The sequence below is a fragment of the Halomonas sp. BN3-1 genome (assembly GCF_003056325.1).
GTDB lineage: Bacteria > Pseudomonadota > Gammaproteobacteria > Pseudomonadales > Halomonadaceae > Halomonas > Halomonas litopenaei.
In genome coordinates, this window is the sequence record NZ_PYVV01000005.1 from 147,556 (window position 1) to 172,664 (window position 25,109).

At 64.6% G+C, this 25,109-nt stretch carries 22 protein-coding genes; 9 read left to right on the forward strand and 13 right to left on the reverse strand.

The genetic code is table 11. The features are described 5' to 3' along the window. Positions 1–163: 163 nt before the first annotated feature. A complete protein-coding gene (locus C9F12_RS08795) occupies positions 164–763 on the reverse strand; it encodes a histidine phosphatase family protein (protein WP_240184213.1) in 600 nt (199 codons plus the stop codon). 275 nt (positions 764–1,038) lie between these two features. Here C9F12_RS08795 and phnD point away from each other — a divergent pair, with 275 nt between their 5' ends. The 5 genes from phnD (at position 1,039) to C9F12_RS08820 (ending at position 7,758) form a co-directional block, all read left to right on the forward strand. Further along, positions 1,039–2,025, forward strand: coding sequence for a phosphate/phosphite/phosphonate ABC transporter substrate-binding protein (gene phnD / locus C9F12_RS08800; protein ID WP_083970649.1), 987 nt, complete (start codon positions 1,039–1,041; stop codon positions 2,023–2,025). A gap of 70 nt (positions 2,026–2,095) precedes the next feature. Continuing rightward, positions 2,096–2,881 carry a phosphonate ABC transporter ATP-binding protein gene (phnC, locus tag C9F12_RS08805; protein ID WP_108448622.1) on the forward strand — a complete coding sequence of 262 codons (786 nt, stop codon included), beginning with the start codon at positions 2,096–2,098 and terminating at the stop codon, positions 2,879–2,881. Then, positions 2,881–3,678, forward strand: a complete 798-nt coding sequence (phnE, locus tag C9F12_RS08810) for a phosphonate ABC transporter, permease protein PhnE (protein WP_045994839.1) — start codon at positions 2,881–2,883, stop codon at positions 3,676–3,678. The genes phnC and phnE (C9F12_RS08810) overlap by 1 nt, the downstream gene beginning before the upstream one ends. After that, complete coding sequence (phnE, locus tag C9F12_RS08815) at positions 3,672–4,475, forward strand: phosphonate ABC transporter, permease protein PhnE (protein WP_045994838.1); 804 nt, start codon at positions 3,672–3,674, stop codon at positions 4,473–4,475. Before phnE (C9F12_RS08810) ends, phnE (C9F12_RS08815) begins: the two co-directional genes overlap by 7 nt. Positions 4,476–4,872: 397 nt before the next feature. Then, the gene (locus C9F12_RS08820) at positions 4,873–7,758 is read left to right on the forward strand and encodes an EAL domain-containing protein (RefSeq protein WP_162816423.1); all 2,886 of its coding nucleotides are present in this window, start codon (positions 4,873–4,875) and stop codon (positions 7,756–7,758) included. Between the two features lie 122 nt (positions 7,759–7,880). Here C9F12_RS08820 and C9F12_RS08825 read toward each other — a convergent pair whose 3' ends face one another. The 9 genes from C9F12_RS08825 to C9F12_RS08865 all read right to left on the reverse strand — a co-directional run bounded on the left by C9F12_RS08825 (position 7,881) and on the right by C9F12_RS08865 (position 17,760). Continuing rightward, complete coding sequence (locus C9F12_RS08825) at positions 7,881–8,474, reverse strand: hypothetical protein (protein ID WP_108132095.1); 594 nt, start codon at positions 8,472–8,474, stop codon at positions 7,881–7,883. A 93-nt stretch (positions 8,475–8,567) separates the two neighbouring features. Continuing rightward, a complete protein-coding gene (locus C9F12_RS08830) occupies positions 8,568–9,035 on the reverse strand; it encodes an Rrf2 family transcriptional regulator (protein WP_108132096.1) in 468 nt (155 codons plus the stop codon). 303 nt (positions 9,036–9,338) lie between these two features. Then, on the reverse strand, positions 9,339–9,857 hold the full coding sequence (locus C9F12_RS08835) for a nitrous oxide reductase accessory protein NosL (RefSeq protein ID WP_108448624.1): 519 nt from the start codon (positions 9,855–9,857) through the stop codon (positions 9,339–9,341). Between the two features lie 127 nt (positions 9,858–9,984). Then, positions 9,985–10,806, reverse strand: a complete 822-nt coding sequence (locus C9F12_RS08840) for an ABC transporter permease subunit (protein ID WP_108448625.1) — start codon at positions 10,804–10,806, stop codon at positions 9,985–9,987. After that, the gene (locus C9F12_RS08845) at positions 10,806–11,855 is read right to left on the reverse strand and encodes an ABC transporter ATP-binding protein (protein WP_108448626.1); all 1,050 of its coding nucleotides are present in this window, start codon (positions 11,853–11,855) and stop codon (positions 10,806–10,808) included. The genes C9F12_RS08840 and C9F12_RS08845 overlap by 1 nt, the downstream gene beginning before the upstream one ends. After that, positions 11,852–13,168, reverse strand: a complete 1,317-nt coding sequence (locus tag C9F12_RS08850) for a nitrous oxide reductase family maturation protein NosD (RefSeq protein WP_108448627.1) — start codon at positions 13,166–13,168, stop codon at positions 11,852–11,854. Before C9F12_RS08850 ends, C9F12_RS08845 begins: the two co-directional genes overlap by 4 nt. A gap of 111 nt (positions 13,169–13,279) precedes the next feature. Beyond that, positions 13,280–15,166, reverse strand: coding sequence for a TAT-dependent nitrous-oxide reductase (gene nosZ / locus C9F12_RS08855; protein WP_240184214.1), 1,887 nt, complete (start codon positions 15,164–15,166; stop codon positions 13,280–13,282). Position 15,167: 1 nt separating this feature from the next. After that, positions 15,168–17,387: a NosR/NirI family protein gene (locus C9F12_RS08860; protein WP_108448629.1), complete on the reverse strand. Its 2,220-nt coding sequence runs from the start codon at positions 17,385–17,387 to the stop codon at positions 15,168–15,170. 55 nt (positions 17,388–17,442) lie between these two features. Next, on the reverse strand, positions 17,443–17,760 hold the full coding sequence (locus tag C9F12_RS08865; protein ID WP_045993538.1) for a cytochrome c: 318 nt from the start codon (positions 17,758–17,760) through the stop codon (positions 17,443–17,445). 398 nt (positions 17,761–18,158) lie between these two features. Here C9F12_RS08865 and hemN point away from each other — a divergent pair, with 398 nt between their 5' ends. The 3 genes from hemN to C9F12_RS08880 all read left to right on the forward strand — a co-directional run bounded on the left by hemN (position 18,159) and on the right by C9F12_RS08880 (position 22,772). Beyond that, positions 18,159–19,544 (forward strand): oxygen-independent coproporphyrinogen III oxidase, encoded by a 1,386-nt coding sequence (hemN, locus tag C9F12_RS08870; RefSeq protein WP_108448630.1) that lies wholly within the window; start codon positions 18,159–18,161, stop codon positions 19,542–19,544. A gap of 234 nt (positions 19,545–19,778) precedes the next feature. After that, positions 19,779–21,890, forward strand: a complete 2,112-nt coding sequence (locus C9F12_RS08875; protein WP_045993536.1) for an adenosylcobalamin-dependent ribonucleoside-diphosphate reductase — start codon at positions 19,779–19,781, stop codon at positions 21,888–21,890. Between the two features lie 105 nt (positions 21,891–21,995). Then, positions 21,996–22,772, forward strand: coding sequence for a ribonucleoside-diphosphate reductase (locus C9F12_RS08880; protein WP_108448631.1), 777 nt, complete (start codon positions 21,996–21,998; stop codon positions 22,770–22,772). Positions 22,773–22,809: 37 nt separating this feature from the next. On the opposite strand, the gene C9F12_RS08885 is transcribed toward C9F12_RS08880, so the two are convergent. Further along, positions 22,810–23,127, reverse strand: coding sequence for a hypothetical protein (locus C9F12_RS08885; protein WP_108448632.1), 318 nt, complete (start codon positions 23,125–23,127; stop codon positions 22,810–22,812). Then, positions 23,124–23,312, reverse strand: a complete 189-nt coding sequence (locus C9F12_RS08890; RefSeq protein WP_108448633.1) for a hypothetical protein — start codon at positions 23,310–23,312, stop codon at positions 23,124–23,126. The genes C9F12_RS08885 and C9F12_RS08890 overlap by 4 nt, the downstream gene beginning before the upstream one ends. A 235-nt stretch (positions 23,313–23,547) precedes the next feature. Here C9F12_RS08890 and C9F12_RS08895 point away from each other — a divergent pair, with 235 nt between their 5' ends. Then, on the forward strand, positions 23,548–24,108 hold the full coding sequence (locus C9F12_RS08895) for an SCP2 sterol-binding domain-containing protein (protein WP_240184215.1): 561 nt from the start codon (positions 23,548–23,550) through the stop codon (positions 24,106–24,108). A 76-nt stretch (positions 24,109–24,184) separates the two neighbouring features. Here the strand turns inward: C9F12_RS08895 and C9F12_RS08900 are convergent, their stop codons facing one another. After that, positions 24,185–25,102, reverse strand: coding sequence for a U32 family peptidase (locus tag C9F12_RS08900; RefSeq protein ID WP_108448634.1), 918 nt, complete (start codon positions 25,100–25,102; stop codon positions 24,185–24,187). Positions 25,103–25,109 lie beyond the last annotated feature (7 nt).

Below are 25,109 nucleotides of genomic sequence, written 5' to 3' on the forward strand. Positions count from 1 at the left end.
TTGCCCACAGTCATTACCGGTGGCATGTAGCGGCACAGCGCCACGGTTCATGGGGGGAGCGGCGGCTTGTCAAGAGCCTATCCACAGCGGGTGGAGAACTTTTCCACCGAGTTGTTCACAGTGCAGCCAGGGGCGGCTGCAAGAGAGGGGCTGCGAGCGGTGATCAGCGAGCGAAGATCAGCGGCCGGACATCTGCCGGTGCCAGCGGTGGTTGGCTTCGATGCTCGCTCAAGGGTTCACCGCAGGCTGCGGTCAGCAGGATCTGCAGGGGGTCACCATGGCCGACCAGCAGGATGGTGGCGTCGTCGAAGCGCTGTTCCAGCGAGATGATCAGGTCGATGAGTCGGCGGGAGACGTCGCCGACGCTTTCGACGCCGTGGGTGCGGTGTTCGGCATTCTCGCTATCCATTGCCCAGACGTCCGCGTAGGCCGGGTCCGGCCCCTGGTCGTAGTCACCGAAATAGCGTTCTCGCAGGCGCGGTTCAGGGTGTGGGGTGACGTTGAAGTGTTGCCCGACCAGTGCTGCGGTTTCGGTGGTGCGCAGAAAGTCCGAATGGAAGACCTGGTCAGGCGCGGCCAGGTGCCAGCCGGCCAGCCGTTCGTGCAGCTGTTCCTGCCCCTTGGGCGAAAGACCGTAGCCCTCGAGTCCCTGCTCGGGGGAGGAAACGATCAGGCCCATGGCGTTGGCCTGGCTATGGCCGTGGCGCATCAGCAGGTAGTGATTGCGGCAGCGTGGAAAGTCGTTGGCCTCAACGTTTGACATAAAAGTGTCACCTCCTAGATTGAACTCAACGATGTTTGTTTTCGAACATCGCTGCGTCGCTGGCGCTCGTCTTCGCACTTGGCAGAGCCTTCAGCCCTTGTGGCAGAGCCTTCAGCGTAACGAGTGAAGCCTTCTGCCCATCTGACAGAGCCATCCCCGGGTCGCCAGTAGTCGACCGCCAGGCTGTCCGCTGCCGCCGGAACCCGCGATGTCGGCGCGAGAGGCCGGGGTCGATTCCCACCCTATAACAAGACTCAGCATAGGTGAGCCACGCCATGACACAACGCTCAAGCCGGGGACGCCAGGTCCTCAACGCAGGTCTCCTGCTCACTTTCGGCGCTGTTGCATCCGTCGCTGTCGCGGAGGATTGCCCCCGAGGTGATCTGGATGCGCTCTACTGCGACCGCAATGGCGATCTGGTGGCCGACCCGCCCGCCAATCAGGACGAACTGGTCGACCCCGACACCCTCATCTTCGCCTACACCCCGGTGGAAGACCCCGCCATCTATGCCGATATCTGGGAGCCCTTCATCGATCACCTCCGGGAGGTGACCGGCAAGGACGTTCGTTTCTTCGCGGTCCAGTCGAACTCGGCCCAGGTCGAGGCCATGCGCAGCGGGCGTTTGCATATTGCAGGTTTTTCCACCGGACCCACGCCCTTCGCCGTCAACCTGGCCGGCGCCGTTCCCTTTGCCTTGATGGGCTCCGACGATGGACGCTTCGGCTATACCCTGCAGGTCTACACCCAGGCCGATTCGGATATCCAGTCGCTGTCCGACCTGGCCGGCAAGCGGGTCGCCCACACCTCACCCACCTCGAACTCGGGCAATCAGGCGCCGCGTGCGCTGTTCCCCGAGGAAGGCGTGGTGCCGGACGAGGACTACGAGGTGGTGTATTCCGGCAGTCACGACCAGTCGATGCTGGGCGTGGTAGCGGGTGACTACGACGCTGCACCGGTGGCGTCCGAGGTAGTGGAGCGCATGGCCGCACGGGGGCTGTATGACGAAGACAGCGTGCGCATGATCTTCGAGTCCCAGCCCTTCCCCACCACCTCCTACACCTACGCCCATGACCTGGCGCCGGATCTGGTCGAGCGCATCGAGGAAGCCTTCTTCAGCTTCGATTTCGCCGGTACCGCGCTGGGTGAGGAATTCGAAGGCGTCGAGAAGTTCATCCCGATCACCTACCAGGACCAGTGGGAGGTCATTCGCACCATCCAGGCCTCGAACGGCGTCAGCTACACCGCCGACAATCTGGAGTGACGACAGGGTATCCCAGGGACAGGAGGGCCGGCGCACGGCGCTCGGCCTTCCCGGGGAACGAGGACGTGCAATGCTCGAGATTAGCCAGCTGGTCAAGCGATATGGCCACGATGACCCCGTGCTCAAGGGGCTGGATCTGCGCGTGGAAGGCAACTCCGTGGTGTCCATCGTGGGGGCGTCCGGGGCGGGCAAGAGCACCTTGCTTCGCTGCATCAATCGGCTGATCGAACCCACCTCGGGGTCGATCAGGCTCAACGGCCAGGAGCTGTCCAGCCTCAAGGGCGCACCACTGCGCCAGGCCAGGCGGCGCATCGGCATGGTCTTCCAGGGCTTCAACCTGATCGACCGCTTGACGGTGATGGAGAACGTGCTGGCCGGTCGGCTTGGCTACGTCGGCTTCTTTCAGGCATGGCGGCGCCGCTTCCCGCCGGAGGATATCGAACGCGCCTTCCACCTGATGGAGCGAGTGGGTATCGCCCAGTACGCCAACAAGCGCGCGGACGAACTGTCCGGCGGCGAACGCCAGCGCGTCGGGGTCGTCCGAGCCTTGATGCAGGAGCCGGACATTCTGCTGGCCGACGAGCCGACCGCCTCGCTGGACCCCGTCACCAGCGAGCAGATCATGAAGCTGATGAGAGCCCTCGCCAGCGAGCTGTCATTGCCGGTGCTGATCAACATTCACAATGTGGCCCAGGCCAGGGCCTACACCGAGCGTATCGTCGGCTTGCGCCACGGTCGCATGATCTTCGATGGCACGCCGGAGCGCTTTGATGCCGCAGCGCTGGAGGAGATCTACGGTGGCATCGAGTCCCCGGACGAGACCTCCGTATCGACTGTCGCGGAAGGGGAGCGCTGATGGTCAACGACAAGGCTCGGACCTGGCGCAAGCCGCCCTTTATCGCCAGTCCTGTGGTGCGCCTGCTGCTGGCGCTGGGCGTGCTGGGTTACCTGGGCTGGGCGCTGGCCACCCTGCCGTTCGACTGGGAGCGGATCAGCGATGGGCTGCCGCGGGCCGCGCGCATCTTCGGCGGCGGCTTTCCGCCCAGCTTCGAGCGCTTCGAACTGCTGCTGACCGGCTTCAAGGAAAGCTTCCAGATTGCCCTGCTGGCGACCCTGCTGGGGGTGGCACTGTCGATCCCCTTTGCGGTGATGGCGGCGCGCAATATCGCCCCGCGTCCGGTCTATCTGGTGGGGCGAGCGGTGATCATCGTGTCGCGCAGTTTTCACCCGGTCATCGTGGCGATCCTGTTCGTCAAGGCGGTGGGGTTCGGACCCCTGGCCGGGATCCTGACCCTGACGCTTTATTCCATCGGCTTTGTCGGAAAACTGCTGGCCGAAGAGATCGAGGAGATCGACTGGGGACAGGTGGAGGCCATGCGGTCGGTCGGTGCAGGGTTCATGTCCACGTTGCTGTACGCCGTCTTCCCCCAGATCCTGCCACGCCAGCTGGGGCTTTCCATGTACCAGCTGGACAGCAATCTGCGCGCCTCGGCGGTGGTCGGTATCGTCGGCGCCGGTGGTATCGGTGGCACCCTGATGAACGCCTTCGGGCGCTACGACTATGACTTTGCCTTCGCGATCCTGCTGGTGATCATCGCGGTGATTCTGGTCAGTGAGGGCATCAGTGGCTGGGTCAGGAGACGACTATGGTAGCGACGCCGACAGAACAACGGGTATGGCAGCGCTACAGCCGACGGGAGCGCTGGACGCGCTTCGTGCTGCTGTTGCTGGTCGTGGCGGTGTTGAGCTGGGCGGCCAGGGATGTCGATATCTTCTGGCCCTGGGTGTGGGATGCGCCTGCGCAGATCTACAGCCTGGCCGACCGCATGTGGCCACCTGACCCGCGGCGCCTCGGCGAGATCGTCGAGGCATTGGTCGAGACCGTCCATATCGCCACCCTGGCCACGTTCTCGACGATCTTTGTGGCCCTGCCCGTCGCCTACCTGGCGGCCCAGAACACCACGCCCAATCGTGCCTGCCTGTGGTTTGCCCGTTTCGTGCTGGTGGCCAGTCGTTCGGTCAATACCATCATCTGGGCGCTGCTGTTCGTGGCGATCTTCGGCCCCGGCGTGCTGGCGGGCATCCTCGCGATCATGTGTCGCTCCATCGGTTTCGTCGGCAAGCTGATGGGCGAGGCCATCGAGGAAATCGACCGACGGCCGGTCGAAGCGATGGAAGCGGTGGGCGCCAGCCGGCCCAAGGTCATCCTCTACGCGGTGGTGCCTCAGGTCGTTCCGGCTTTCTTTGCCGTGATCATCCTGCGCTGGGACATCAATATTCGCGAGTCCACCGTGCTGGGGCTGGTCGGGGCCGGCGGTATCGGCGTCATCCTCCAGGGGGCCATCGATACCTTTGCCTGGCCGACGGTGGCCACCATTCTCTGTGGCATCGTCATTCTGGTGTTGCTGGGAGAGGTGTTGACCGGATGGTTGAGAAGCCGGGTGCTTTAGGGCTTGTCTGAAAAGTGCCTGCGCTCGGTAATACGGCGTTAAAAATCGGATCAAAATGCTCATTTACACCCCGTAAACTGCGCTTTCTCACCGATTTTTGCCTTGTCTAACCTTCGCTCGTCGACTTTTCGGACAGCGCCTAGGCTCGTACGACGGAAGGATGTACGAATCTGTGCGATTACCGGCATGAACCGTTGATGCTTGCGACTTAGTACTAACGTTCTGTTTTCTGGGACAGTTGTCTCGGAGATGTCGCCGTTTGCTGGTGCAAGATGATGTCTGGCTCTGGGAGAAACGGCACAGAATGCCAGGACGAGGCGGCGGGGTGCCCCGAAGTTAAGCTATCCTCGATACCATTGATTACCTTATTCAGTGGATCGTCGCCCGGCCTATGAAGATGGATGCCCGCAGAGCCTTTCAAAGCCTAGCCGACAGCCTGTCGCGGGATATCGGTGATGACTTCTTCATGCACCTGGTCGATCGGCTGGCGGTAATCCTCAACGCTGACGCCATGATGATAGCGACCCCTGTCACGGACGGCTCACGCCTGCGGTCCATGGTGCTGATGGCAGATGGCAAGCATCAGCCAGACATCGAGTACGAGACTGCCGGCACCCCCTGTCGCGATGCCCTGGACGGCGGAGCCTGCATCTATCCGGAGAACGTCTGCAGTGCCTTTCCGGACGATGTCCTGCTGCGAGATTTTGGTGCAGAAGCCTATGCCGGAGTGGCGATGCGAGGGCCCGAAGGTGAGTTGCATGGTGTTCTGGTTGCCTTGCACCGCCATCGACTGCACCAGCGTCGCCTGGTCGAGGAGGTGCTGAGAATTGCCGCGGCGCGCTGCGGGGCCGAACTGTCCAATCGGCGCACCGAGCAGGCGCTGGAGAAGACCGCCACTCAGCTGGACACGACCAACCGACAGCTCAAGCGCGCCCACCGCGCCTTGACTCTGCTACGACTGGTCAACCGTGCGGTGATTCGGCTCTCCGACGAGATGGCAATCTTCCAGGAGGCCTGTCGGCTCGCGGTGGAGCAGGGCGGCTACCGCTACGCCTGGGCGGGGCTGGCCCAGGACGACCCCGAGCGCAGCATCCTGCCGCTGGTCAGCGCCGGTGGCGCCGATGAATTGTTGCGTCACGCGCGTTTCAGTTGGGATGTGACCACGCCTGAGGGCCAGGGCCCCAGCGGGCAAGCGGTGCATGAAGGCAAGGAGCAACGGGTAGCCGACTACACGACAGGTACGGTAGCGCCTCCGCCCTGGGCCGAGCGATTCGGGGTCGTGGCGGAGGTGGCCTTGCCGCTGAGTCTAGGAAGCGAGCGACGGGGCGTGCTGGTGCTGTTGATGGATCAGCCCTACCACGCTGGCGCCGACGAACTGGCGCTGCTGAGGGAGCTTGCGGACAACCTGTCGTTTGGCTTGCAGGCCATGCGCGCCCACCAGCATCAGCAGAACACCCAGCAGGCGGTGCTGGACATGGCCGAACTGGTGACGGCGCGCAGCGACGACGCTTTCTTTACCCTGCTGGTGCGACGTCTGACCGACGCCCTAGGCGCGGACGCCGTGTTCGTGTCACGCGTCGAGGAAAGCGTCCCGTTGCAGGCGACGCTGATCGCCGGCCTGGTATCGGGCCAGCCGGTGGAGCCCTTTCACTACAGTTTCGAAGGGCTACCCTGCGAGAGGTCCTTTCGCGACAGCGAGCATGTGATTGCTCGAGGCATGAGCCAACGCTATCCCCGCGCCGAGGAGATGGTCGGCTTCGCCGTGGAAGCCTACGTCGGCCGACGCCTGGAAGACGCCAACGGCGACGCCGTCGGTATCCTGTTTGCGCTGTATCGCCAGCCGCTGCATGATCCTGAACCCATCTGTCATCTGTTGCGGATCTTTGCCGCAGGCGCCTCGGCGGAGCTCGAACGGCGCCGCAGCGACGCCCATATACGGCATCTGGCCTTCTTCGATCCCGGGACCGGTCTACCCAACCGGGTCCACTTCATGGAGCGTCTGCAGGCGGCCATTGTCCGGGCTCGCACCGAGCAATATCGGGTGGCACTGATGTTCCTCGACCTCAACCGCTTCAAGGAGATTAACGACGGTCAGGGCCACGACGTCGGTGATCAAGTGCTCAAGGAGGTGGCCGCTCGCTTCAGCGGTTGCCTTGGCAGGCTCGAAAGCCTGGCGCGGATGGGGGGCGATGAGTTCGTCGTCATGGTGGAGCAGACCGACGAGATCGGAGCCGCCCAGGTCGTGGGGCGTCTGCTCAGCGCCTTGAATGACCCGGTGGTGCATGAGGGGCATCGATTCAACGTCGACGTCAGCATCGGCGTCGCCTTCTTCCCCGACGATGGCGATAGTTCCCGGGAACTGCTCAAGCACACCGACATCGCCATGTACCATGCCAAGGAAAGCCGCAGCGGCTATCGCTTCTACGCACCTGAGATGGGACGTGATCTGCGGCGCCGACTGGTGCTTGCCTCTCGTCTGGGTGAGGCGCTGGACACGAAATGTCTCGAGCTCCGCTTTCAACCTTGCGTCGACCTCAAGAGCGGGGACCTGATTGGCGCCGAGGTTCTGTGTCGTTGGCACGACACAGAACTGGGATGGATAAGCCCGATGGAATTTGTCGCCGTGGCCGAGGAACAGGGGATGATAGAGGCCCTCGGCAGTTGGGTCATGGAGCAGACCTGTCGCCAGCTGAAGCAGTGGCAGCAGGCATCGCTGGACCGGCTCCCCGAGCGACTCTACGTCAATCTGGCGGCGGCCCAGTTCGAGGATCCCGAGCTGGCAATCAAGCTTTGCGAGATCGCCGCCCGGGCTGGCGTTTCCCCCTCGCTGCTGGGGCTGGAAATCACCGAAAGCGGCTTCATGAAAGACCCAGAGCAGGCGATACGCATCACCGACACCCTGCGCCAGCAGGGATTCGCCCTGGCCATCGACGATTTCGGGACCGGCTATTCCTCGCTGGCCTACCTCAAGCGCTTTTCCGTACAGGCGGTCAAGATCGATATGTCCTTCGTCAGCGACATGCTGACCGACAGCAACGATCACGCCATCGTCGCCACCATCATCGCCATGGCCGATCGTCTGGGACTGACGGTGGTGGCGGAGGGCATCGAGACACCGGCGCAGTTCGAGGCACTACGTGCCCTGGGTTGCGATCTTGGCCAGGGGTATCTGCTGTCACGGCCCTTGAGCGGTGATGACTTCGCGCGGCGCTGGTTGAGTCGCGATGGGCAGCGGCAAGATGGTCTGGGAGATACCTTGCAGGCGATGGAGCGGCCCGCCTGAGCGGCTTCAGGGGACCTATTCGGGGAAGGTCCCCGAATAGGTCCCCGAAGCAGGCGCGCCGCTAGCCCTCGCAGGGATCATGACGCCCGCACCTCTATATGGCCTCTGGAATTGCTGCCGGATCAGGAAGCCCTGCACAGGGTCTGCATCCGCTGCCATGCCGTAAAGGCGCCATTCAGTGAAAAGCTCATGAACCAGTAGTCGCTGGTATCGGGCGTCATGCGCAGGCGCAGATGCAGCTGCTCACCGGTGGCGAGACGCGAGGCCAGCAGGTCCATATCGATGCCATTCACGCGCACGTAGAGGCCGTCGTCACCGCGTTGGGTGGACAGCACCGCCGTGCCGGTCTGGGCACGTTGCTCGTCTACCAGCAGGTCGATGGGAACGCGATTGACCACTTCGCTCACGGCCTGGCGCTGGCCAAGGTCACTTCTGACCTCGATCCAGGGCGTGCGGCAATGCCCTGGCGTGGCGTTGACGCTGAGCATGGCGTCGCTGTAGCTGGTCCTTTGGACCGCTCGCACATGGGACTCGTCGCCGAGGGTCGCGATCAAGGTCTGCCAGTCCTGGTGGGTCTGGTGGGCCGAGGTGTCGAAATCCACCGCCATGGCTTGGCTGCTGACGCCTGTCAGGCCGAGTACGGAGACCAGTGCGGCGGCGACACTCAGGCGAAGAAGGCGGGCGCGGCGAGGTGAAAACAATGGCGCAATCGGCATGCTGGCTCCTGACGACCGAGAGAACTCAGAGGTCAGGAGGCTAGCATTCTCGGAGTACGCTGTCGTGGCGTTACCCTGTCTTGCCTCGTCGCGTCAGGCGGGCTCGGCTTCAGGCTCCGGCTCGAGCTCGATCAGCTTGAGGGTGTGCAGGCGCTGGCGGCACTGAGGGGTCATCAGGTCATCCAGGGTGTAGCGATCCAGGACCTCCAGAAATGCGGTCAACCCTTCGTTGGCGATCTGCTTGAAGCGGCAGATGGGCGCGATGTAGCAGGCGCTGTCGTCCCCTTCGCACTCCACCAGGGCGAGGCTATGTTCGGTATCCCTGACCAGGGCGCCGAGGTGGATGCTGCCCGGCGCCTGCTTGAGCGACAGTCCCCCGTGCTTGCCACGGACGGCGGAGACATAGCCAAGGCGACTGAGCTCCTGAACCACCTTCATCAGATGGTTGCGTGAGACCTCGAAGCGTGAGGCGATCTCGGCGATCGTGGTGCGTTCGTTGCCGGATTCGGCAAGGTACATCAGAACGCGCAATGAGTAGTCGGTAAATCGTGTCAGATGCATTGGTCGTGCCCCGGCGCCCCTTGGGCGACTTGGTAAAGAGAAGGGAGGCTTTCGCTCATGCTTTCGACTCTAGCAAGGGACGAGAAATCTCACGCAGGCTTGGCGCATTAAAGCGTAGTGATGTGCGATTATTCCTACGCCAGATGACCTATATCAATGAGATAACATGCGCGGTTTAACTCCTTGTCATGGATGTTCCATCCATCTTATTGTCTCTTGAATGTAGCATGGTAAATCCATAAATTTAGCAATTTTTTTGGTCGGCTTTTGTCGCTGCATATTTGCGGGATTTTCTATACCTATTCAAGGGTGGTTTGCTCGGCTCATATGGGTTAACTGGTCGATTTCAAGCTCATCAAAGCGCTCGATGATGCCGCCATGTTCGCGCTGAAAAGCCTCCGCATCGCTTCTTGTGGCAAAGGTCGCCAGCGGATGTCCCATGCCGCCGGGCCGCGAATGACCAGATACGTACCAGGCCTCCTGTGCACTGATAAAGGCATCGTTTCCGGGGTGGTCCCAGTCGGTGCGAGCCATGTCATGAACCCAGGCATGGGCAAGCCGTTCGACGTTTTCGGGTTGAAGAAGAAAGACCAGCATTTCCGCCGCCGAGCAGAACTTGGTGACCTCGCTGTCACCATCGAGCACCAGCTCTCCCTTGGGACCTGGCATGGCCTCGATCAACATCCCGCATACATGGCAGATGTCGTCATCACCGATGGGGGCGGGTCCGATAGTCGTGTCAGAGGTGCCGTCGTTGCAGCCGATCAACAACAGCATCAGGCCACCGATGGCAAAGCGTTGCAGCATAGAAGGAAGGGACATGGGAGTTCTCCAGGCGAGCGTCCTGGCGGACGGAGTGGGGGGGCCGCTGGCAGCAAAAGCCAGCAGCAATAACCCGCAGTAATGGTTGGCAGGCAGCGCCGGCTTTCCGATGAGCTAGGCGCGCGGGTTACAGCGCTCGATGCTCGAATCGCTTGATCGCCAGACACAGAGGTAGCAGCACCCAGACGACCTGCAGCAGCGCCAGCAGCAAGGGCGACCTGGGGGTGGCGCTGGCCAGGGCGGTGATCGCGGAGGCCTGATGAGGCTCGACCGCCGAGAGCACCAGCAGTCGGAAGCACTCGGCCGGGTTGGCCAGCATCAGCCAGGGCAGCCAGGCCCCTCCCTGGCGCACGCCTACCAGCAGGGCGAGCAGCGCCAGGTCCAGTACCAGCACGAACACGAACCAGGTGATCAGGGCCTGGCTGGCAGCAGCCTGCTTGCTGCCTGCACGGGCGCTGATCCAGTACGCCAGGGCCAGAAACGACCAGCCCAGCAGCACACTGGAGACGATCAGGGTAGTGAGCCCTGCGGCGACCTCGGCCAGCGCGGCTTCAGGTGTGGCGAAAGCGATGACCACGCCAGCGACCGCAAAGCCGCACAGGGTGGCCAGGCCCAGCACCCAGGCGTGGCCCATGAACTTGCCGAGCAGCCAGGTACGTCGCGACATGGGGTAGGTGGCCAGCAGCAGCAGGGTGCCGCCCTCGTCTTCGCCGACGATGGCGTCGTAGGCCAGCATCAGGGCGATCAGCGGGATCAGCAGCATGGACAGCGTCGACAGGCTGATCAGGGTGGTGGACAGGCCGGTAAAGCCGGTACCACCACTGGCGGCAGCACCGAAGGCGGCGATACCCAGCGCCAGTACCCCCAGCAGCACGGCGATCCCGAGCACCCAGCGGTGGCGCAGGCCGTCACGGAATTCCTTGTGGGCGATGGTCAGCAAAAGGCGCATCAGGGCGTGTCCTCGGCGGATGGTGAGACGGTGGTGTGGTCGGACTCGTCGATCACCTGGTAGCGGTCGCTAGCGTCGCTCTCGCTGCTCCCTTGACTGCCATTGCCTGGATCGCGGCCGCTGGGGTCCTGGACACGTCGGTACAGTGCCTCGAGGCTGGGGGGGCGAATTTCCAGGTCCTTGAGCCCCTGAAAGGCAGTGCACAGCCTCAAGGCATTCATGCGGTGCTCCGGGGCCACTTCCAGTCGCAGTCGACCACCGTCCGCCAACGAAGAGCGGGCGGGGATGCCCTCGCGAATCAGCCTTAGTGCCAGATCCTGGGGAGCACCCCGCATCTCGATCACGTAGGGCAGCGCAAAGCGTTCGCGCAGGCTGGCCAGGTCGCCCAGCGCCAGGCACTTGCCCTCGCCGAGGATCAGCGCACGATCGATCACCGGCTCGACCCCCGGCAACAGGTGGGAAGACAGCACCACCGTCACGCCACGCGCCTTCAGCATTCCGATGGTGGCGTAGACCGCCTCGGTGGCGGCGGGGTCGAGCCCGCTGGTGGGCTCGTCGAGCAGCAGCAGCCGAGGCTCGCCAAGCAACGCCTGGGCCAGCCCCAGGCGCTGGCGCATGCCCTTGGACCAGGTCGCCAGGCGTCGGTCGGCGGCCTCACCCAGCCCCACCTGCACCAGCAGCTCGTCCACCTCTGCCGTGGGCCGCCCCTTGAGTCGGGCCAGGTAGTTGAGGGTCTCTCGCCCGCTCAGGTTGGGGTAGAAGCGGACATTTTCGGGCAGGTAGCCCAGGTGCTGGCGAAAGGCACGGTCGCCGGCTCGGTCCGGCCGTTGCCCAAGCACGCTGAGACTTCCCTGGGTGGGCGACAGCAGTCCCAGCATCAGTTTCATGCTGGTGGTCTTGCCGGCGCCGTTGTGGCCGAGCAGGCCGAGCACCTCGCCCCTGTTCACCTCGAGGCTGAGGTGCGACAGGCGGGTCACGCCGCCGTGTTCCAGGCTGACGTCGTCAAAGGCGATAGCGCAGGTCGTGGCGCAGGTCGTGGCGCGGGTCATGGATAGGATGTCCGTGTGGCGGAACGAGGTCTCGAAGGCGTCATCAGGGGTGCGCTGTCGCTGACGCCGGCGGGACGAAATACCGGAAAGGCGCGCTGTACCCAACGCAGCGCCAGCACCGCCGGGCTGGCCATCAGCACCTTGGCCTCCGGGTGTCGCCACAGCAGCTGGTCCATGGCGTCATTGGGCTGGTAGCGAGTGTCGCCGATGCCGTCCTCGTCCAGGTCCCAGCCCAGGTAGTCGCTCCAGTAGTTGCCGCGACCGTGCTCGGACCACTCCTGCTGTCGAGTGGCCACGTACTTCACCTGGCGGCGATTGTGGATCAGGGCGTTGCCGCTGATGCGGTTGTCCTCGGAGCCTGCGGTCAGGTGAAGCCCGATGTCGCTGTCCTCGAGGCGGTTGCCACGAATCACGTTGAACTGGGCGTTGTAGACGAAGATGGCCTTGCCATCGCCACCGCTGACCAGGCCCTGGTCATGGGCGTCGCGTGCCTGACGCACGCCGATGATGTCGTTGTCGATGATCCGGCTATCGGTGATGTTGTTCATCAGGATGCCGTAGTTGCGATCCTCGATGGAGCGATTGGCCCTCACCGTCAGCCCACGGGACTGCATCAGGGCGTAGCCGGTGCGGGTGTGACGGGTCAGGTTGTTGGTCACGCTGTTGTCGTGGGCGTACATGTAGTGGACGCCGTAGCGAAGGTCTTCGAGCAGGTTGCCGTCGATCACGCTGTCGCTGCTGGTGTCGATATAGACGCCGTCGCGCACCTGGCGGATATCGTTGCCGGAGACCAGCGCCCGACGCGCGTTGAACAGCTGCACGCCGTTACCGCGATCCTGGGAGCGTACCCGGGTATCGCCGCGAATCTGATTGTCGAGGACCCGGGCGTCGTCGACGCCATCGAGCCAGATACCGAAGCCAGGGCCGGACAGCCGGCAGCGCTCGATGCTGGCGCCATGGGCGGTCCTTTCCACGTGAACGCCCGCATCCATGGCGGTCAGGTCGCCCCCCCAGTGCTGAAGGGTCAGCCCGGACAGGGAAATACCCGGTGAGCGCAAGGTCAGCAGGGTCCCGCTGCCGCCGCCATCGATCACCACACCGGCACCGTCGGCGACCAGGCTAAGCGGTTTGTCGATGATCACCGGGCCTGTCGTGTAGTGGCCCGGTGCGAGCCGCAGGATATCGTTGGGCTCGGCCTGCTCGACCCAGCGCTTGAGCGGTGTGCCCGCGGTCACCTTCAGCTCAGCGCCCAGCACCTCGCTGGGACTCAGTATCGCCAGTAGCGCCAACCCTGCGGTCAGGGCCAGCGCCATCGGTGTTGCTCGGCCGGATGCCGAGCAACCTGCAGGAAAGGAGAGAGCTCGAAACATGGTGATGTCGCCTGGGCCGGGCCGAGCGCCATCGGCGCCCGGCCCGGCCGCTCCTCAGGCTTTCTCCACCAGCATGCGACCGAACATTTCCATGTGCATCGCGTGGCAGAACCAGTTGCAGTAGTACCAGTGCACCCCGGCGCGGTCGGCGGTGAAGGTGACGCTGGACGTCTGCTGCGGGCCGATCTCCATGGAAACGCCGTGGTTGACCATGCAGAAGCCGTGGGTCAGGTCTTCGACGGTGTCCAGGTTGGTGATCACCACCGTGACCTCGTCGCCCTGCTTCACCTTGAATTCGGTGATGCCGTACTGGGGCGCGACAGAGGTCATGTAGACGCGCACCTTGTTGCCGTCGCGGATGACCTTGTTGTCGCTCTCCAGGGTGATGCCGTCGGCCTCGGCCATAGCGCGGGTGGGCGCGAAGAACGGATCCTGGCGGTCCCACACCTGGATCGGGTTGAGCTGGTCGGCGCGCATCATGATGGCGTCATGGGGCTCGGCGTAGGTCGGGCCGTCATGCACCAGCTTCATGGTGTCGCCGGAGATGTCGATCAGCTGATCGTTTTCCGGGTGCAGCGGTCCCACCGGCAGGAAGCGGTCCTTGGAGAACTTGCACAGCACCACCAGCCACTTGCCGTCGGCATCGCGTGTCTCGCACAGGCTGGCGTGGTTGTGGCCCGGCTGATAGTGCACGTCGAGCTTCTGGTGGATGTAGTTGACGTCCTCGCCGTTGTAGGCGCGGATCGCCTCCACGATGTTCCACTTGGCCACCTGGCTGTCGATGAACAGGGTGGTGTAGGCGAAGCCGCGACCGTCGAAGGTGGTGTGCAGCGGCCCCAGGCCCAGCTCCGGCTCGGCGACCACGCTGTCGCGGGGCTCGATCTCGTCGGCGAACAGCGCCGGCAGCTTGTCGATGGCGATGATCGACACCGTCGGCGACAGCTTGCCGTTGGCGATGAAGTACTTGCCGTCGGGTGAGGTATTCAGGCCGTGGGGATTCTTGGGCACCGGAATGTAGCGCGTCAGCGGTGAGCCCTTGCGTCCGTCCAGCACCGGCACCGGGGAGTCGCCCAGGGTCTCGAACTGGCCTTTCTCGACGGCGGCCTCGATGGCTTCGACGTCGTACACCACCACCCAGTCACGCTCGGCACGCATGCTGTCGGCCAGGGTCATGCCCTTCTCGGAGTTGTAGCAGGTCGAGGCAACGAAGCGGCCGGTGTAGTCGGCGTCGGTGTTGTCCAGGTTGCCATCGACGATCACCTGCCAGGCCACCTCCATGGTCTCGGCGTCGATGGCGTTGAACATGGTGTAGTAATTCTCGGGATGCTCCAGGTCGCGACCGTCGTTGACCTGGGGGATCGGGAACTCGGCGTTGGCGAAGACGTACTTGGTATAGGGCACCTTCTGCAGACGCAGGCCGTGGATGGCCTGGACGTTGGGAATAGTGGTGACCTTGTCGGTCTTCATGATGTCGAGGCGGATCCGCGCCACCCGGGTATTGGCCTTGTCGTTGATGAACAGGTACTTGCCGTCATAACGACCGTCGGTGAGCGAGGCGTGGGGGTGGTGGGCGTCGCCGTTGTGGAAACGCGCGGACTCGCCGAGGATGTGCTTGGACTCGTTGGTGATGCCCCAGCCGGTGGCGCTCTCGGTGTTGAACACCGGAATGCGCATCAACTCGCGCATGGAGGGGATGCCCAGCACCCTCACTTCGCCGGAGTGGCCGCCGCTCCAGAAGCCGTAGTATTCGTCGAGTTCACCGGGGGCCACCATGGCATCGCCTTCACTGGCGCGGGCGCTGCGGCTGCCGAGCAGGGCGCTGGTGCCAACACCGCCGACCACTCCGCTGGCAAGGCCGGCGCCGGCGACGCCGGTCACCGCACTGTTGCGTAGAAAGTGGCGTCGGGCCAGATTCTGGATACTGCGGGAATCGTCACTCACTTCAGTTCTCCTCAAGGCAGGGTATACGCCGCGGGTCGCCGTCCTGGCTTGATCCGCGGGGTTCTGCGTCACCCACGTCGCCGTGCGTCCTCGCCGCATTCCGTTCCAGGCGCTTTCTGCGCTTGACCCGGGGCGGACAGCGACGGTCGTCGTCGTAGGTGATCTGGCAGTCCAGGCAGTAGTGGCACTCCGAGGCCTCGATACGGCCGTCGGGATGGATGGCCACCAGCTCGCAGTCGTTGGCGCAGATCTGGCAGGGCGTGCCGCACTGGCCACGGTGCCGCCTGAGCCAGTCGAAAAGGCGCAGGCGACCGGCGATGGCCAGGCTCGCACCCAGCGGGCAGACGTAGCGGCAGTAGGCCTTGTGCATGAAGGCCGAGCTTGCGATCAGTGCCACGGCGTAGAGCACATAGCCCCAGTCGCGCAGGAAGTGCAGGGTGATGGCGGTCTTGAACGGCTCGACCTCGGCCAGCCGCTCCGCCTGACCCAGGTCGTAAAAGGACACCCCGACTAGGCCAAACAGGATCAGATACTTCACCACCCACAGCCGCCGGTGCACGGCGAAGGGCAGCGTCAGTTGCGGAACCTTCAGGTGACGGGCGAGCTGGTTGACCAGGTCCTGCAGCGCGCCGAAGGGACATAGCCAGCCGCAGAAGATGCTGCGGCCCCACAGCACCAGGGTGACCGCCACGAAGACCCACAGCACGAACATCAGCGGGTCGATCAGGAAGGCCGACCAGCTGAAGCCATGGCTGGCGGAATTGGCGACGGCAGGGATGACGGCATGGATCAGCGCCAGCACATTGACCACCGAGAACTGGGCCAGCGACACCCAGCCGATATAGACCAGGGTGTAGAGCAGGAAGGCCTTGCGCAGCGGGCGCAGCAGGCGCGGGCGACGCGCCAGGGCGTCCTGGAACGCCAGGATCAGTGACAGCGTTACCAGCCCGGCGCCAAGCCCGATCAGCTCTAGCCGACTCTGCTGCCACATCTCGAGCCACAGCGGGGCGGGCTCCACCGGCTCGGGACGCTCGATAAAGGCCTCGGGCAGCGTCTGATCGAGATGAAAGCGGGTGAACTCCTGGGTCAGCGGCCCCGAGGCCCGACGCACCAGCAGGTTCAGCCGCCAGGGCGTGCCCGGGTCGAAGTGGGCGTCCTCGTGGATCACGAAGATGTCGCGTTCGCTGAGTGCGGGGGCTCCGTCGATGGCCAGACGCGGCAGGCGGCGCTGGTCGCTGTCATGGAAGCTGATCGAGGCGTTGCCCTGGACCAGCTCGATACGATCGAAGATGCCGCCGCGCACGTAGCCCGACCCCTTGTAGGAAAAGCTGCCATCGGCGAGCAGGGCAACGGCGTGTTCTCCGGGGGCGAGGCTCGCCATCAACTGGTCGTAGCCTCGCTCGCCGAGCAGATTGCGGCCCACGCTCGGGGCATTGAGGTAGCCCAGGTAAAGATCGATGAAGGTGGCGTCGCGGGGCGGACGCTGGCCGCTCAGGTAGTGCTCCGCCGGGGTGCCGACGAAGGCGTCGTCGACCTCTCCCTGGCTCAGAGTCAGGTGACCCAGTGCCCCCTGGTCGAGCAGGCCCTGCCAGTCGGCGGGCGCGAACACCTCGTCGCGCACACGGGCGATTGGCGCTGCCGCGGGGTCTTCGATCAGCCCAAGGGCGGCGGCGACCAGGCGTCCTGCCCGCATGATGGTGTCGTTGACCACGATGACGGTCACGGTGGCGCCGGAGATGGCATCGACGTCCTCTCCCACCTCCAGGCGCGACGTCACCGAGGTACCCAGGTGCTGGCCGGCGAAGTCGTCCAGGCGCTCTGACGGGATGCCGACCAGCATGATCGGCTCGGAATGATTGAGCACCTTGGCCAGGCGCAGGCTGGCGGAAGGATCGATGGCGATCAGCAGGTTGACCGGCTTGCCCGAGTAGGCGGGGATTGGCGCGACCTCGGCGCTCTCGAAGGCGTAGCCGACCAGTTCGTCGCCTCGGTAGAGCGCATTGACCGGCCACGGCAGGTCAGCCACCGGCTCTATTCTGTCGGTACCGGGAAAGGCCTGCTGAAACAGCGCGATGTCACCCTTGGCGCTGCCAAGGTCTCCGGGATACTGATCGAATTCCAGCGCCAGGGCGGGCAGGCTCAACCACATCGCCAACAGCACGACAAGCAGGCGCAGGAGAGAAGACCAGTGGCGGGGAAATTGGCGGGGGGCTTGGGTCATGGCATGACCTCGAGGCGCAAAGCGCCCCGAGGACGCTTCGCGCACCAGGGTGGGATCAGGGCGTCAGCGACGAGAAGTAGGCGGCGATGTCGGCGATATCCTGATCCGACAGGGCCGCCGCCTGGGGCGCCATGATGGCGGACATGCCACCACCGCGCTGACCCTCGCGATAGGCCTTGAGCGCGCTTTCCAGGTACGGAGCGTTCTGACCCGCCAGGTTGGGATAGATCGGTCCGGTGGCCTTGCCGTCGGTGCCATGGCAGGCGGCGCAGGCGCCGATCTTGGTTTCACCGGCGGCGGCGTCGCCGGCGGCCTGGGCGTTGAGACTGAACAGACAGGCGGCGCCAAGCGCGGCCAGGGGGATCCATTTCATGATGAGCGCTCCTCGGTCTTGGGGCGTGATGCCTGACGCAAGCGGCGTGCTGCTTGGGTCAGGCATCACGGTCTGTGCGGGATGTCCCTTGGGACTCTCGAGTATTGGAGCGCTCAGCGACAATACCCTATGACGTTGGTCAACTTTAGGCGGGGAGAGGTACGTCTTCCGTACTATGCTTGATCGGGATCACTGGAATGGTAGGGGCATCATTGTGGTCGGCTCGCGTTTGCACTACCTCGGGCGAGAACACGCCACAGGGGCAAGCGCCGTGATGCCGCTGCCGTGATTTGATGCAGGTCATGTCTGGCTTCGTCTTGCCGGGACGTGCTGATTCGACGTGCGACAATGCCGACAGATGCCGCCGTCGGGCGGTCGTGTCACGAGGGGCCTTGTCGATGTCATCCGATGTTTTGCCGTTTCAGCGTGCGCTGGTCGAGAAGTACGACCGTCCAGGGCCGCGCTACACCTCCTATCCCACCGCGCCGCACTTCCACGACGGCTTCGGTGTCGCCGACTATCGCCAGGCGGTCGAGCGCAGCCAGCAGGGGGAGCCGAAGCCGCTGTCGGTCTACGTCCATGTGCCCTTCTGCGAAAGCCTCTGCTACTACTGTGCCTGCTCCAAGATCATTACCCACAATCGCGAGCGTGCCGCCGACTACCTGGCGCTGCTCAAGCGCGAGATCGCCCTGCAGGCGGCGCTGTTCGACGAGTCCCGGGAGCTCAACCAGCTGCACCTGGGGGGGGGCACCCCGACCTTTCTGTCCAACGACCAGCTAAAGGGGCTGATCGACGCCCTGGCGCGCCACTTCCGCTTCGCCCCTGAGCAGCGCCGGGAATTCTCGCTGGAGGTGGATCCGCGTACGGTGACGCCTGCCCAGATCCATGAACTGCGTGAGATGGGCTTCAACCGTCTGAGCTTCGGCGTCCAGGACTTCGATCCGCTGGTGCAGAAGGCGGTCAACCGCGTGCAGAGCGAGGCCCAGGTGGCGGCCCTGGTGGACGCCGCCCGGGACGCCGGCTTCGCCTCGGTGTCGGTGGACCTGATCTATGGGCTGCCGCTGCAGACCCGCGACAGCTTCGACGCCACCCTGGCCAAGGTGGTGGCGCTGAGACCCGACCGCATCGCCGCCTACAGCTACGCCCACCTGCCGTCGCTGTTCAAGGCCCAGCGTCTGATCCGCGACGAGGACATGCCGCCGCCCGGGCGCAAGCTCGAGTTGCTCGAGCTGACCATCGAGCGGCTGACCCAGGCGGGCTACGTCTATATCGGCATGGACCACTTCGCCCTGCCCGAGGACGAGCTCAGCCGAGCCCGTCACGACGGTACCCTGCAGCGCAATTTCCAGGGCTACTCGACCCACGCCCAGTGCGACATGATCGGGCTCGGGGTCACCTCCATCGGCAAGGTCGGCGACGCCTACAGCCAGAACGTCAAGACCACCGCCGAGTACGCCGAGCACCTCGAGGCCGGGCGGCTGCCGGTGTTGCGGGGCTATCGGTTGAGCGACGAGGACCAGCTGCGTGCCGAGCTGATCACCTCGCTGATGTGTCACGGCGAGGTGCGCTTCGCCGAGTTCGAGGCCCGTCACGCTATCGACTTCCGCACGCATTTCGCCAGCGCCCTCGACCAGCTCGACGAGATGCAGGTCGACGGCTTGATCGAGATCAAGCAGCAAGCGCTCAGGGTACTGCCGGCAGGACGCCTGATGATGCGCAACGTGGCCATGGCCTTCGATGCCTACCTGGTCCCCGGCAGCGGGCGCTTCTCGCGCACCGTCTAGCCGGCTCTATCGCGGCTGCCCCGGGGCGAGACGCCCGGGGTAGCCCGCGCTACCTTTCATGCGCCAAAGCCGAATTAACGATCGGGTCTTCCATGGCCCGATTTTTCGTTTATATTGTGCCGCCGGTCGAAAGTTTTACTATATCTGGTAGGGTGCCCGAGCTTATCCGGAGCGCGCATCCGCCCCTTTACGACCCCGTTTATTTGCCGGTAACTTCATCGGAGACAAGCTTTCATGACCACATCCGCCAAGGCCGCCGCCCTGTCGCAGGAGGTTCCCATGCAGGGCCCCTCGTATGACATCTGGGACGCCAAGTATCGCTTGAAGGACCGCCACGGCCAGCCCGTCGACGCCGACCTTCAGGCCACCTGGGACCGCGTGGCCAAGGCGCTGGCCGCCGTCGAGGGCGACGCCGCCGACAAGTGGCTGCCGAAGTTTCGCTGGGCGCTGGAAAACGGCGCCGTGCCGGCAGGCCGGATCACCTCCAACGCCGGAGCCGAGGGCTACAAGCCCGCGGTCAGCCTGATCAACTGCACGGTATCGCGGACCATTCGCGACTCCATGCACGACATCCTCGACAGCGTGGTGGATGCGGGCATGACCCTCAAGGCCGGCTGCGGCATCGGCTACGAGTTCTCGACCCTGCGCCACAAGGGCGCCTTCGTGTTCGGCGCCGGTGCCGGCACCAACGGCCCCCTGGCGTTCATGGATATCTACGACAAGATGTGCTTTACGGTGGCCTCCGCCGGCGGCCGTCGTGGCGCCCAGATGGGCACCTTCGACGTCGGCCATCCCGACGTGCGCGACTTTATCGAGGCCAAGCGCGAGGCCGGTCGCCTGCGCCAGTTCAACCTGAGCCTGCTGATCACCGACGAGTTCATGGAAGCGGTGAAGCAGGACGCCGACTGGCCGCTGGCCTTCCCGCTGCACGAGGGCGAGAAGGGCGACGTCGATGACAGCGAGCTGATCTACCGCGACTGGCCGGTGATCGAGGACGGCTACACCCAGGACGCTGAAGGTCGCGTGGCCTGCCGCGTGGTCGAGGTGATCAAGGCCCGCGAGCTGTGGGACACCATCATGCGCTCCACCTATGACTACGCCGAGCCCGGGTTCATCCTGATCGACCAGGTCAATCGCATGAACAACAACTGGTTCTGCGAAGAGATCCGTGCCACCAACCCCTGCGGCGAGCAGCCGCTGCCGCCGGAGGGCGCCTGCCTGCTGGGGTCGGTCAACCTGACCCGCTTCGTGATCGATCCGTTCGGCGACAAGCCGCGCTTCGACTGGGACAAGTACCGCGAAGTAGTGGCGATCTTCACCCGCATGCTCGACAACGTGGTCGAGATCAGCGGCCTGCCGCTGTCCGGCCAGCGCCGCGAGATCGAGGCCAAGCGCCGCCACGGCATGGGTTTCCTGGGCCTCGGCTCGACCATGACCATGCTCAAGATGCCCTATGGCTCGGCCGAGTCGCTGGGCTTCACCGAGGAAGTCAGCCGAGTGCTGGCCGTGGAGGGCTGGAAGCAGGCGCTGGAGCTGTCCCGCGAGAAGGGCATGGCCCCGATCCTCGAGCAGGAGTTCGAGCTGACGCCGAAGATGCTGCGCGAGCGTCCCGAGCTCGGCCGCGACGGCTACGAGGTCGGCGACAAGGTGCCTGGGCGTATCCTGCACGCGCGCTACAGCCGCTATATGCAGAAGATCGCCGAGGTCGAGCCGCAACTGGTGGCGGAGCTGGCCGAGCACGGCGCGCGCTTCACCCACCACTCGTCGATCGCCCCCACCGGCACGATCAGCCTGTCGCTGGGCAACAACGCCTCCAACGGGATCGAGCCGTCGTTCTCCCATCGCTACTTCCGCAACGTGATCCAGGCCGGCAAGAAGACCAAGGAGCAGGTCGAGGTGGTGTCCTTCGAGCTTGCCGCTTACCGTCACTTCATGCACGCCGACGCGGTGGAAAGCGACCTGCCCGAGTACTTCATCACCGCCGACGCCGTGACCCCCAAGCAGCATGTGGCGGTGCAGGCCGCGGCCCAGGCCTGGGTCGATTCGGCGATCTCCAAGACCGTCAACGTGCCCACCGACTTTGCCTTCGAGGCGTTCAAGGACCTGTACCTGGACGCCTACCAGAGCCGTCTAAAGGGCTGCACCACCTTCCGCTTCAACCCGGAGGCCTTCCAGGGCGTGCTGGTGCGCGAGGATGACCTCAAGAACACCACCTATATCTTCGAGCTGGAGAACGGCGAGACCCTCGAACTCAAGGGCGACGAGACGGTGATCTACGACGGCGAGGAACACAACGCCGCCAACCTCTACGACGGCTTGAAGGAGGGGACCTATGGCAAGTGGTAATCGGACCAGCGGCGAGCCAGCCGGCCAGCCAGTCGGCGAGCCGCAACATCATGCCTGGGTCGTGAGCGTGTCACGCCCGCATCATCTTTCTGGAGGAGCCCGCTGATGGCTGTCGAAATCAATTCCAAGATCGTGGGCTACCGCGTCAAGAGCGAAGAGGCCGCCCCCGCGCCGGCCCCGCTGCCCGAGGAAAACCCGCTGACCATGCGCATCCCCTCGCGCCCCGAGGGAACGCTGGAGGCGGTGTCCGAGAAGATCTCCTACGTCGGCGCCGAAGGCCGCAAGAAGGTCTACCTGCTGGTGTCCTTCATGCCGGTGGAAGGCGTGCTCAACGGCCAGCGGGTGATCATCGAGCGCCCGGTGGAGTTCTTCTTCCCCTCCGGTCAGCTGTCCAGTGAGCACCAGTGGATCACCGCCACCATGCGCAGCCTGTCGCTGGCCGCCCGCGGCGGCTACGTCACCCAGGCGGTGGCGGATCTGCGCAAGGTGGCCTGGGACAAGGGCCTGGTGCGCTGCGGCATGAACCGCTGGAACAAGCCGATGTTCCACGACTCCGAGGTCGCCGCCATCGCCTGGTCGATCCAGCAGATCCTCTACCGTCGCGGCTTCCTCGACATCGACGGTAACCAGGTGCCGGTGGAGGACCTGGTCAGCCGTTACGCCCGACGCCAGGCCTCCGGCCACGGCTGGTACCCCGCCGAGGTCGAGGACGAGACCCCGAGCGGCGCGGTCGAGCCGCTGGACGGCAAGCCCGCCGAGTCCGCCGCCGAAGGCGCCGGCCCCGCCGTGGTCGGCAACTGCCCCGAGTGTCGCGGCGAGCTGATCATGATGGACGGCTGCCCCACCTGCTACGCCGGCTGCGGCTGGTCGAAGTGTGGCTAGTCGACGTTTGGTTGGAAAGCACGACTAGAATGCGTGGCTAGAAAGCACGGCTGGCGCGCGAATAAGCCAGCGTCACAACGATGGGCCCTTCGGGGCCCATCGTTGTGTCTGGAGAGGGCTCGCTCCGGGTGTCTGGGTTGGCGTAAGGAGAAGCGGAGGGGGCAGAGAAAGCGTGCAGGAGGTGAAGCACAGCGAAGACCGGGAGGGCGGCCCCAAAGCCGGCGATGGCGCTGCGCAAGGTCAGCTGTTGTCCGTTGGCACGAATGACGTAGCGTCGCCAGGAAGGGATCGAATGGCATAGCAGAAAGCCGGCCACCAGCAGGACGAAAGGTGGCAGCAGCTTGATGCCGCTCATTCCGGCTTGCTGTCCCTGCGATCGAGGCTGCGGCGAAGGGCTCTGACGTTGCTCTTGACCTTGCGCGACCGCACCAGCTCGGCGCTGTCCACGGAGATGGCGCCGCGATGCGATATCTTCATGCTACGCAGGTGGCCACCCTCTTTGGCCTTGAGGTAGCCTTCGAAGCTGGTTTCGATGGACATCGTTGCTCCTTTTCCGCTTGTGAACTCGATGCTCTGCGGAACCTGGGTGAAGCCAAGGGGCCGAACCCCATGATGTCCGCAGTGTAGCAGAGTTCCCGTTTCGACCCCGGCGACCGGCTGTGTCAGAGCGTTCAACGAGCGCTTTACCAGAGGGTTTGATGGGCGTCATGAACCGAGGGCGACGGGATCGCTAGCATGACCCGGCGGCGTCGTGCCGCTTGACCAGGAACCCGTCATGTCGCTGTCGCCGCTCGGCTCGCTGTCGTTGCCTTCTCTTGCCCTTCCTGCCTTGCCCACCCTTCCTTCGCTGTCGTCGTCTTTGACGTCTGGCGCCTTGACCCGGGTGCCCCATCGTCTGCATCTGTCACTGATGCGCCGTCTCGGCCCGCTGCCCCTGCCGCTGTTGCGCACGAGTCTCGAGCCCTGGCTCAACCGCACCCTGGCCGAGCCACTGGCCGACGGCGAGTTCGACGTGCTCGAAGGGCGCCGGGTGTGTCTGTTCATTGACGATCTGGCGCTGGCGGTCACCCTGACGCTTACCCACGGGCGCCTGCAGGTCACCGACGCGCCCTGGGAGGTGAAGGTGGCGGGGGGCTGGCGCGAGTTCGCCTGCCTGGCCAGCCGCGAGGAAGACCCGGACAGCCTGTTCTTCCAGCGCCGACTGTGCCTGGAAGGCGATACCGAACTGGGGCTGACGGTGAAGAACCTGCTGGATGGCCAGGAAATGGAACTGCTGCATCCCTACCTGCTCGAGGCGCTGGGCCAGCTGCAGCGCTGGCTGCCTCGCGAGGCCTAGCCTCCTTGCTGACAAGTTGAACCATCTAGCGCAGGAGGCCGGCGAACCGGCCTCCTGAGTGAGGTGGCGGGGGCTCCTAGTCTTCCAGCACCGGTGCCAGATCCATCCCTGCCTGGCCGTGCCAGTAGCCGTTGCACAGCTCGGCGTCGACCAGCGCCAGCGGCGAGGGTGCCGGGTAGCGTCCCTGGCGGGCCAGGTCGAAGTCCGCCACCACTTTATCCATCCCCTCTGAACGCGGACTCAGCCGGGCCGTGGTGACGCCCATTGTGGCCATCTCGGCAAGCTCGTGGCGCAGGTCCTGACAGGCCCCGGACAGGGTCTGGATACCGTTCAGGGTGAACAGTCGACGGCTGTCGTCCTGGGTGGTCAGCGTCAGCCCTTCCGGATAGTCCTGGCAGACGAACTGGCAGCGATCCTTGGGGTGCTGGTGGTGGCGCGCGGTAAAGCAGCGTGACGACCAGGCCAGCGGCAGGTGGCCGTAGGCCAGTACCTCGCAGTCCAGCGCCAGCCCCGCCTCGCGGGCGTCAGACAGCAGCCGGGCCAGGTCGGCGCCGGGCAACTCCACCGGGGCGACGAAGCGGAACATGCCGGCGCGCTTGAGGATCTCCAGGGTCGGCACATTGTAGAGGTTGAGCGCCGGGCCGCCGACGAAGGGCAGGCCCGCCTCGGACAGCCGGTGCACCGCGCTCATGTCGTTGGCCTCGACCAGGAAGTCGCCGTTGTCGCACAGCCTGGTCAGGTCGCGCAGGTCGGCGTTGGACTCGATCAGGGTCTGCGAACCGAGGATCACCTGCTTGCCGGCGGCGGCCAGCTGGTGGCCGATCTCCAGCCAGTCGGCGAGCTTCATGTCGCGCCGCCGCGAGCACACGGTCTCGCCCAGGGTGACGCTGGTCAACGGCCAGTGGCAGGCCTGTTCATAGAAGGCGAAGTAGCGCTCGCGGGTCCAGTAGAAGGATACCGGGCCAAGGCTCAATTCCAGTGAAGCAGCGGTCATCTCGCCT

Excerpts from the sequence above, each read along its gene's own strand:
- C9F12_RS08795 (WP_240184213.1), bottom strand. The coding sequence starts at position 763 with ATGTCAAACGTTGAGGCCAACGACTTTCCACGCTGCCGCAATCACTAC.
- phnD (WP_083970649.1), top strand. The coding sequence starts at position 1,039 with ATGACACAACGCTCAAGCCGGGGACGCCAGGTCCTCAACGCAGGTCTC.
- phnC (WP_108448622.1), top strand. The coding sequence starts at position 2,096 with ATGCTCGAGATTAGCCAGCTGGTCAAGCGATATGGCCACGATGACCCC.
- phnE (WP_045994839.1), top strand. The coding sequence starts at position 2,881 with ATGGTCAACGACAAGGCTCGGACCTGGCGCAAGCCGCCCTTTATCGCC.
- phnE (WP_045994838.1), top strand. The coding sequence starts at position 3,672 with ATGGTAGCGACGCCGACAGAACAACGGGTATGGCAGCGCTACAGCCGA.
- C9F12_RS08820 (WP_162816423.1), top strand. The coding sequence starts at position 4,873 with ATGGATGCCCGCAGAGCCTTTCAAAGCCTAGCCGACAGCCTGTCGCGG.
- C9F12_RS08825 (WP_108132095.1), bottom strand. The coding sequence starts at position 8,474 with ATGCCGATTGCGCCATTGTTTTCACCTCGCCGCGCCCGCCTTCTTCGC.
- C9F12_RS08830 (WP_108132096.1), bottom strand. The coding sequence starts at position 9,035 with ATGCATCTGACACGATTTACCGACTACTCATTGCGCGTTCTGATGTAC.
- C9F12_RS08835 (WP_108448624.1), bottom strand. The coding sequence starts at position 9,857 with ATGTCCCTTCCTTCTATGCTGCAACGCTTTGCCATCGGTGGCCTGATG.
- C9F12_RS08840 (WP_108448625.1), bottom strand. The coding sequence starts at position 10,806 with ATGCGCCTTTTGCTGACCATCGCCCACAAGGAATTCCGTGACGGCCTG.
- C9F12_RS08845 (WP_108448626.1), bottom strand. The coding sequence starts at position 11,855 with ATGACCCGCGCCACGACCTGCGCCACGACCTGCGCTATCGCCTTTGAC.
- C9F12_RS08850 (WP_108448627.1), bottom strand. The coding sequence starts at position 13,168 with ATGGCGCTGGCCCTGACCGCAGGGTTGGCGCTACTGGCGATACTGAGT.
- C9F12_RS08860 (WP_108448629.1), bottom strand. The coding sequence starts at position 17,387 with ATGACCCAAGCCCCCCGCCAATTTCCCCGCCACTGGTCTTCTCTCCTG.
- C9F12_RS08865 (WP_045993538.1), bottom strand. The coding sequence starts at position 17,760 with ATGAAATGGATCCCCCTGGCCGCGCTTGGCGCCGCCTGTCTGTTCAGT.
- hemN (WP_108448630.1), top strand. The coding sequence starts at position 18,159 with ATGTCATCCGATGTTTTGCCGTTTCAGCGTGCGCTGGTCGAGAAGTAC.
- C9F12_RS08875 (WP_045993536.1), top strand. The coding sequence starts at position 19,779 with ATGACCACATCCGCCAAGGCCGCCGCCCTGTCGCAGGAGGTTCCCATG.
- C9F12_RS08880 (WP_108448631.1), top strand. The coding sequence starts at position 21,996 with ATGGCTGTCGAAATCAATTCCAAGATCGTGGGCTACCGCGTCAAGAGC.
- C9F12_RS08885 (WP_108448632.1), bottom strand. The coding sequence starts at position 23,127 with ATGAGCGGCATCAAGCTGCTGCCACCTTTCGTCCTGCTGGTGGCCGGC.
- C9F12_RS08890 (WP_108448633.1), bottom strand. The coding sequence starts at position 23,312 with ATGTCCATCGAAACCAGCTTCGAAGGCTACCTCAAGGCCAAAGAGGGT.
- C9F12_RS08895 (WP_240184215.1), top strand. The coding sequence starts at position 23,548 with ATGTCGCTGTCGCCGCTCGGCTCGCTGTCGTTGCCTTCTCTTGCCCTT.
- C9F12_RS08900 (WP_108448634.1), bottom strand. The coding sequence starts at position 25,102 with ATGACCGCTGCTTCACTGGAATTGAGCCTTGGCCCGGTATCCTTCTAC.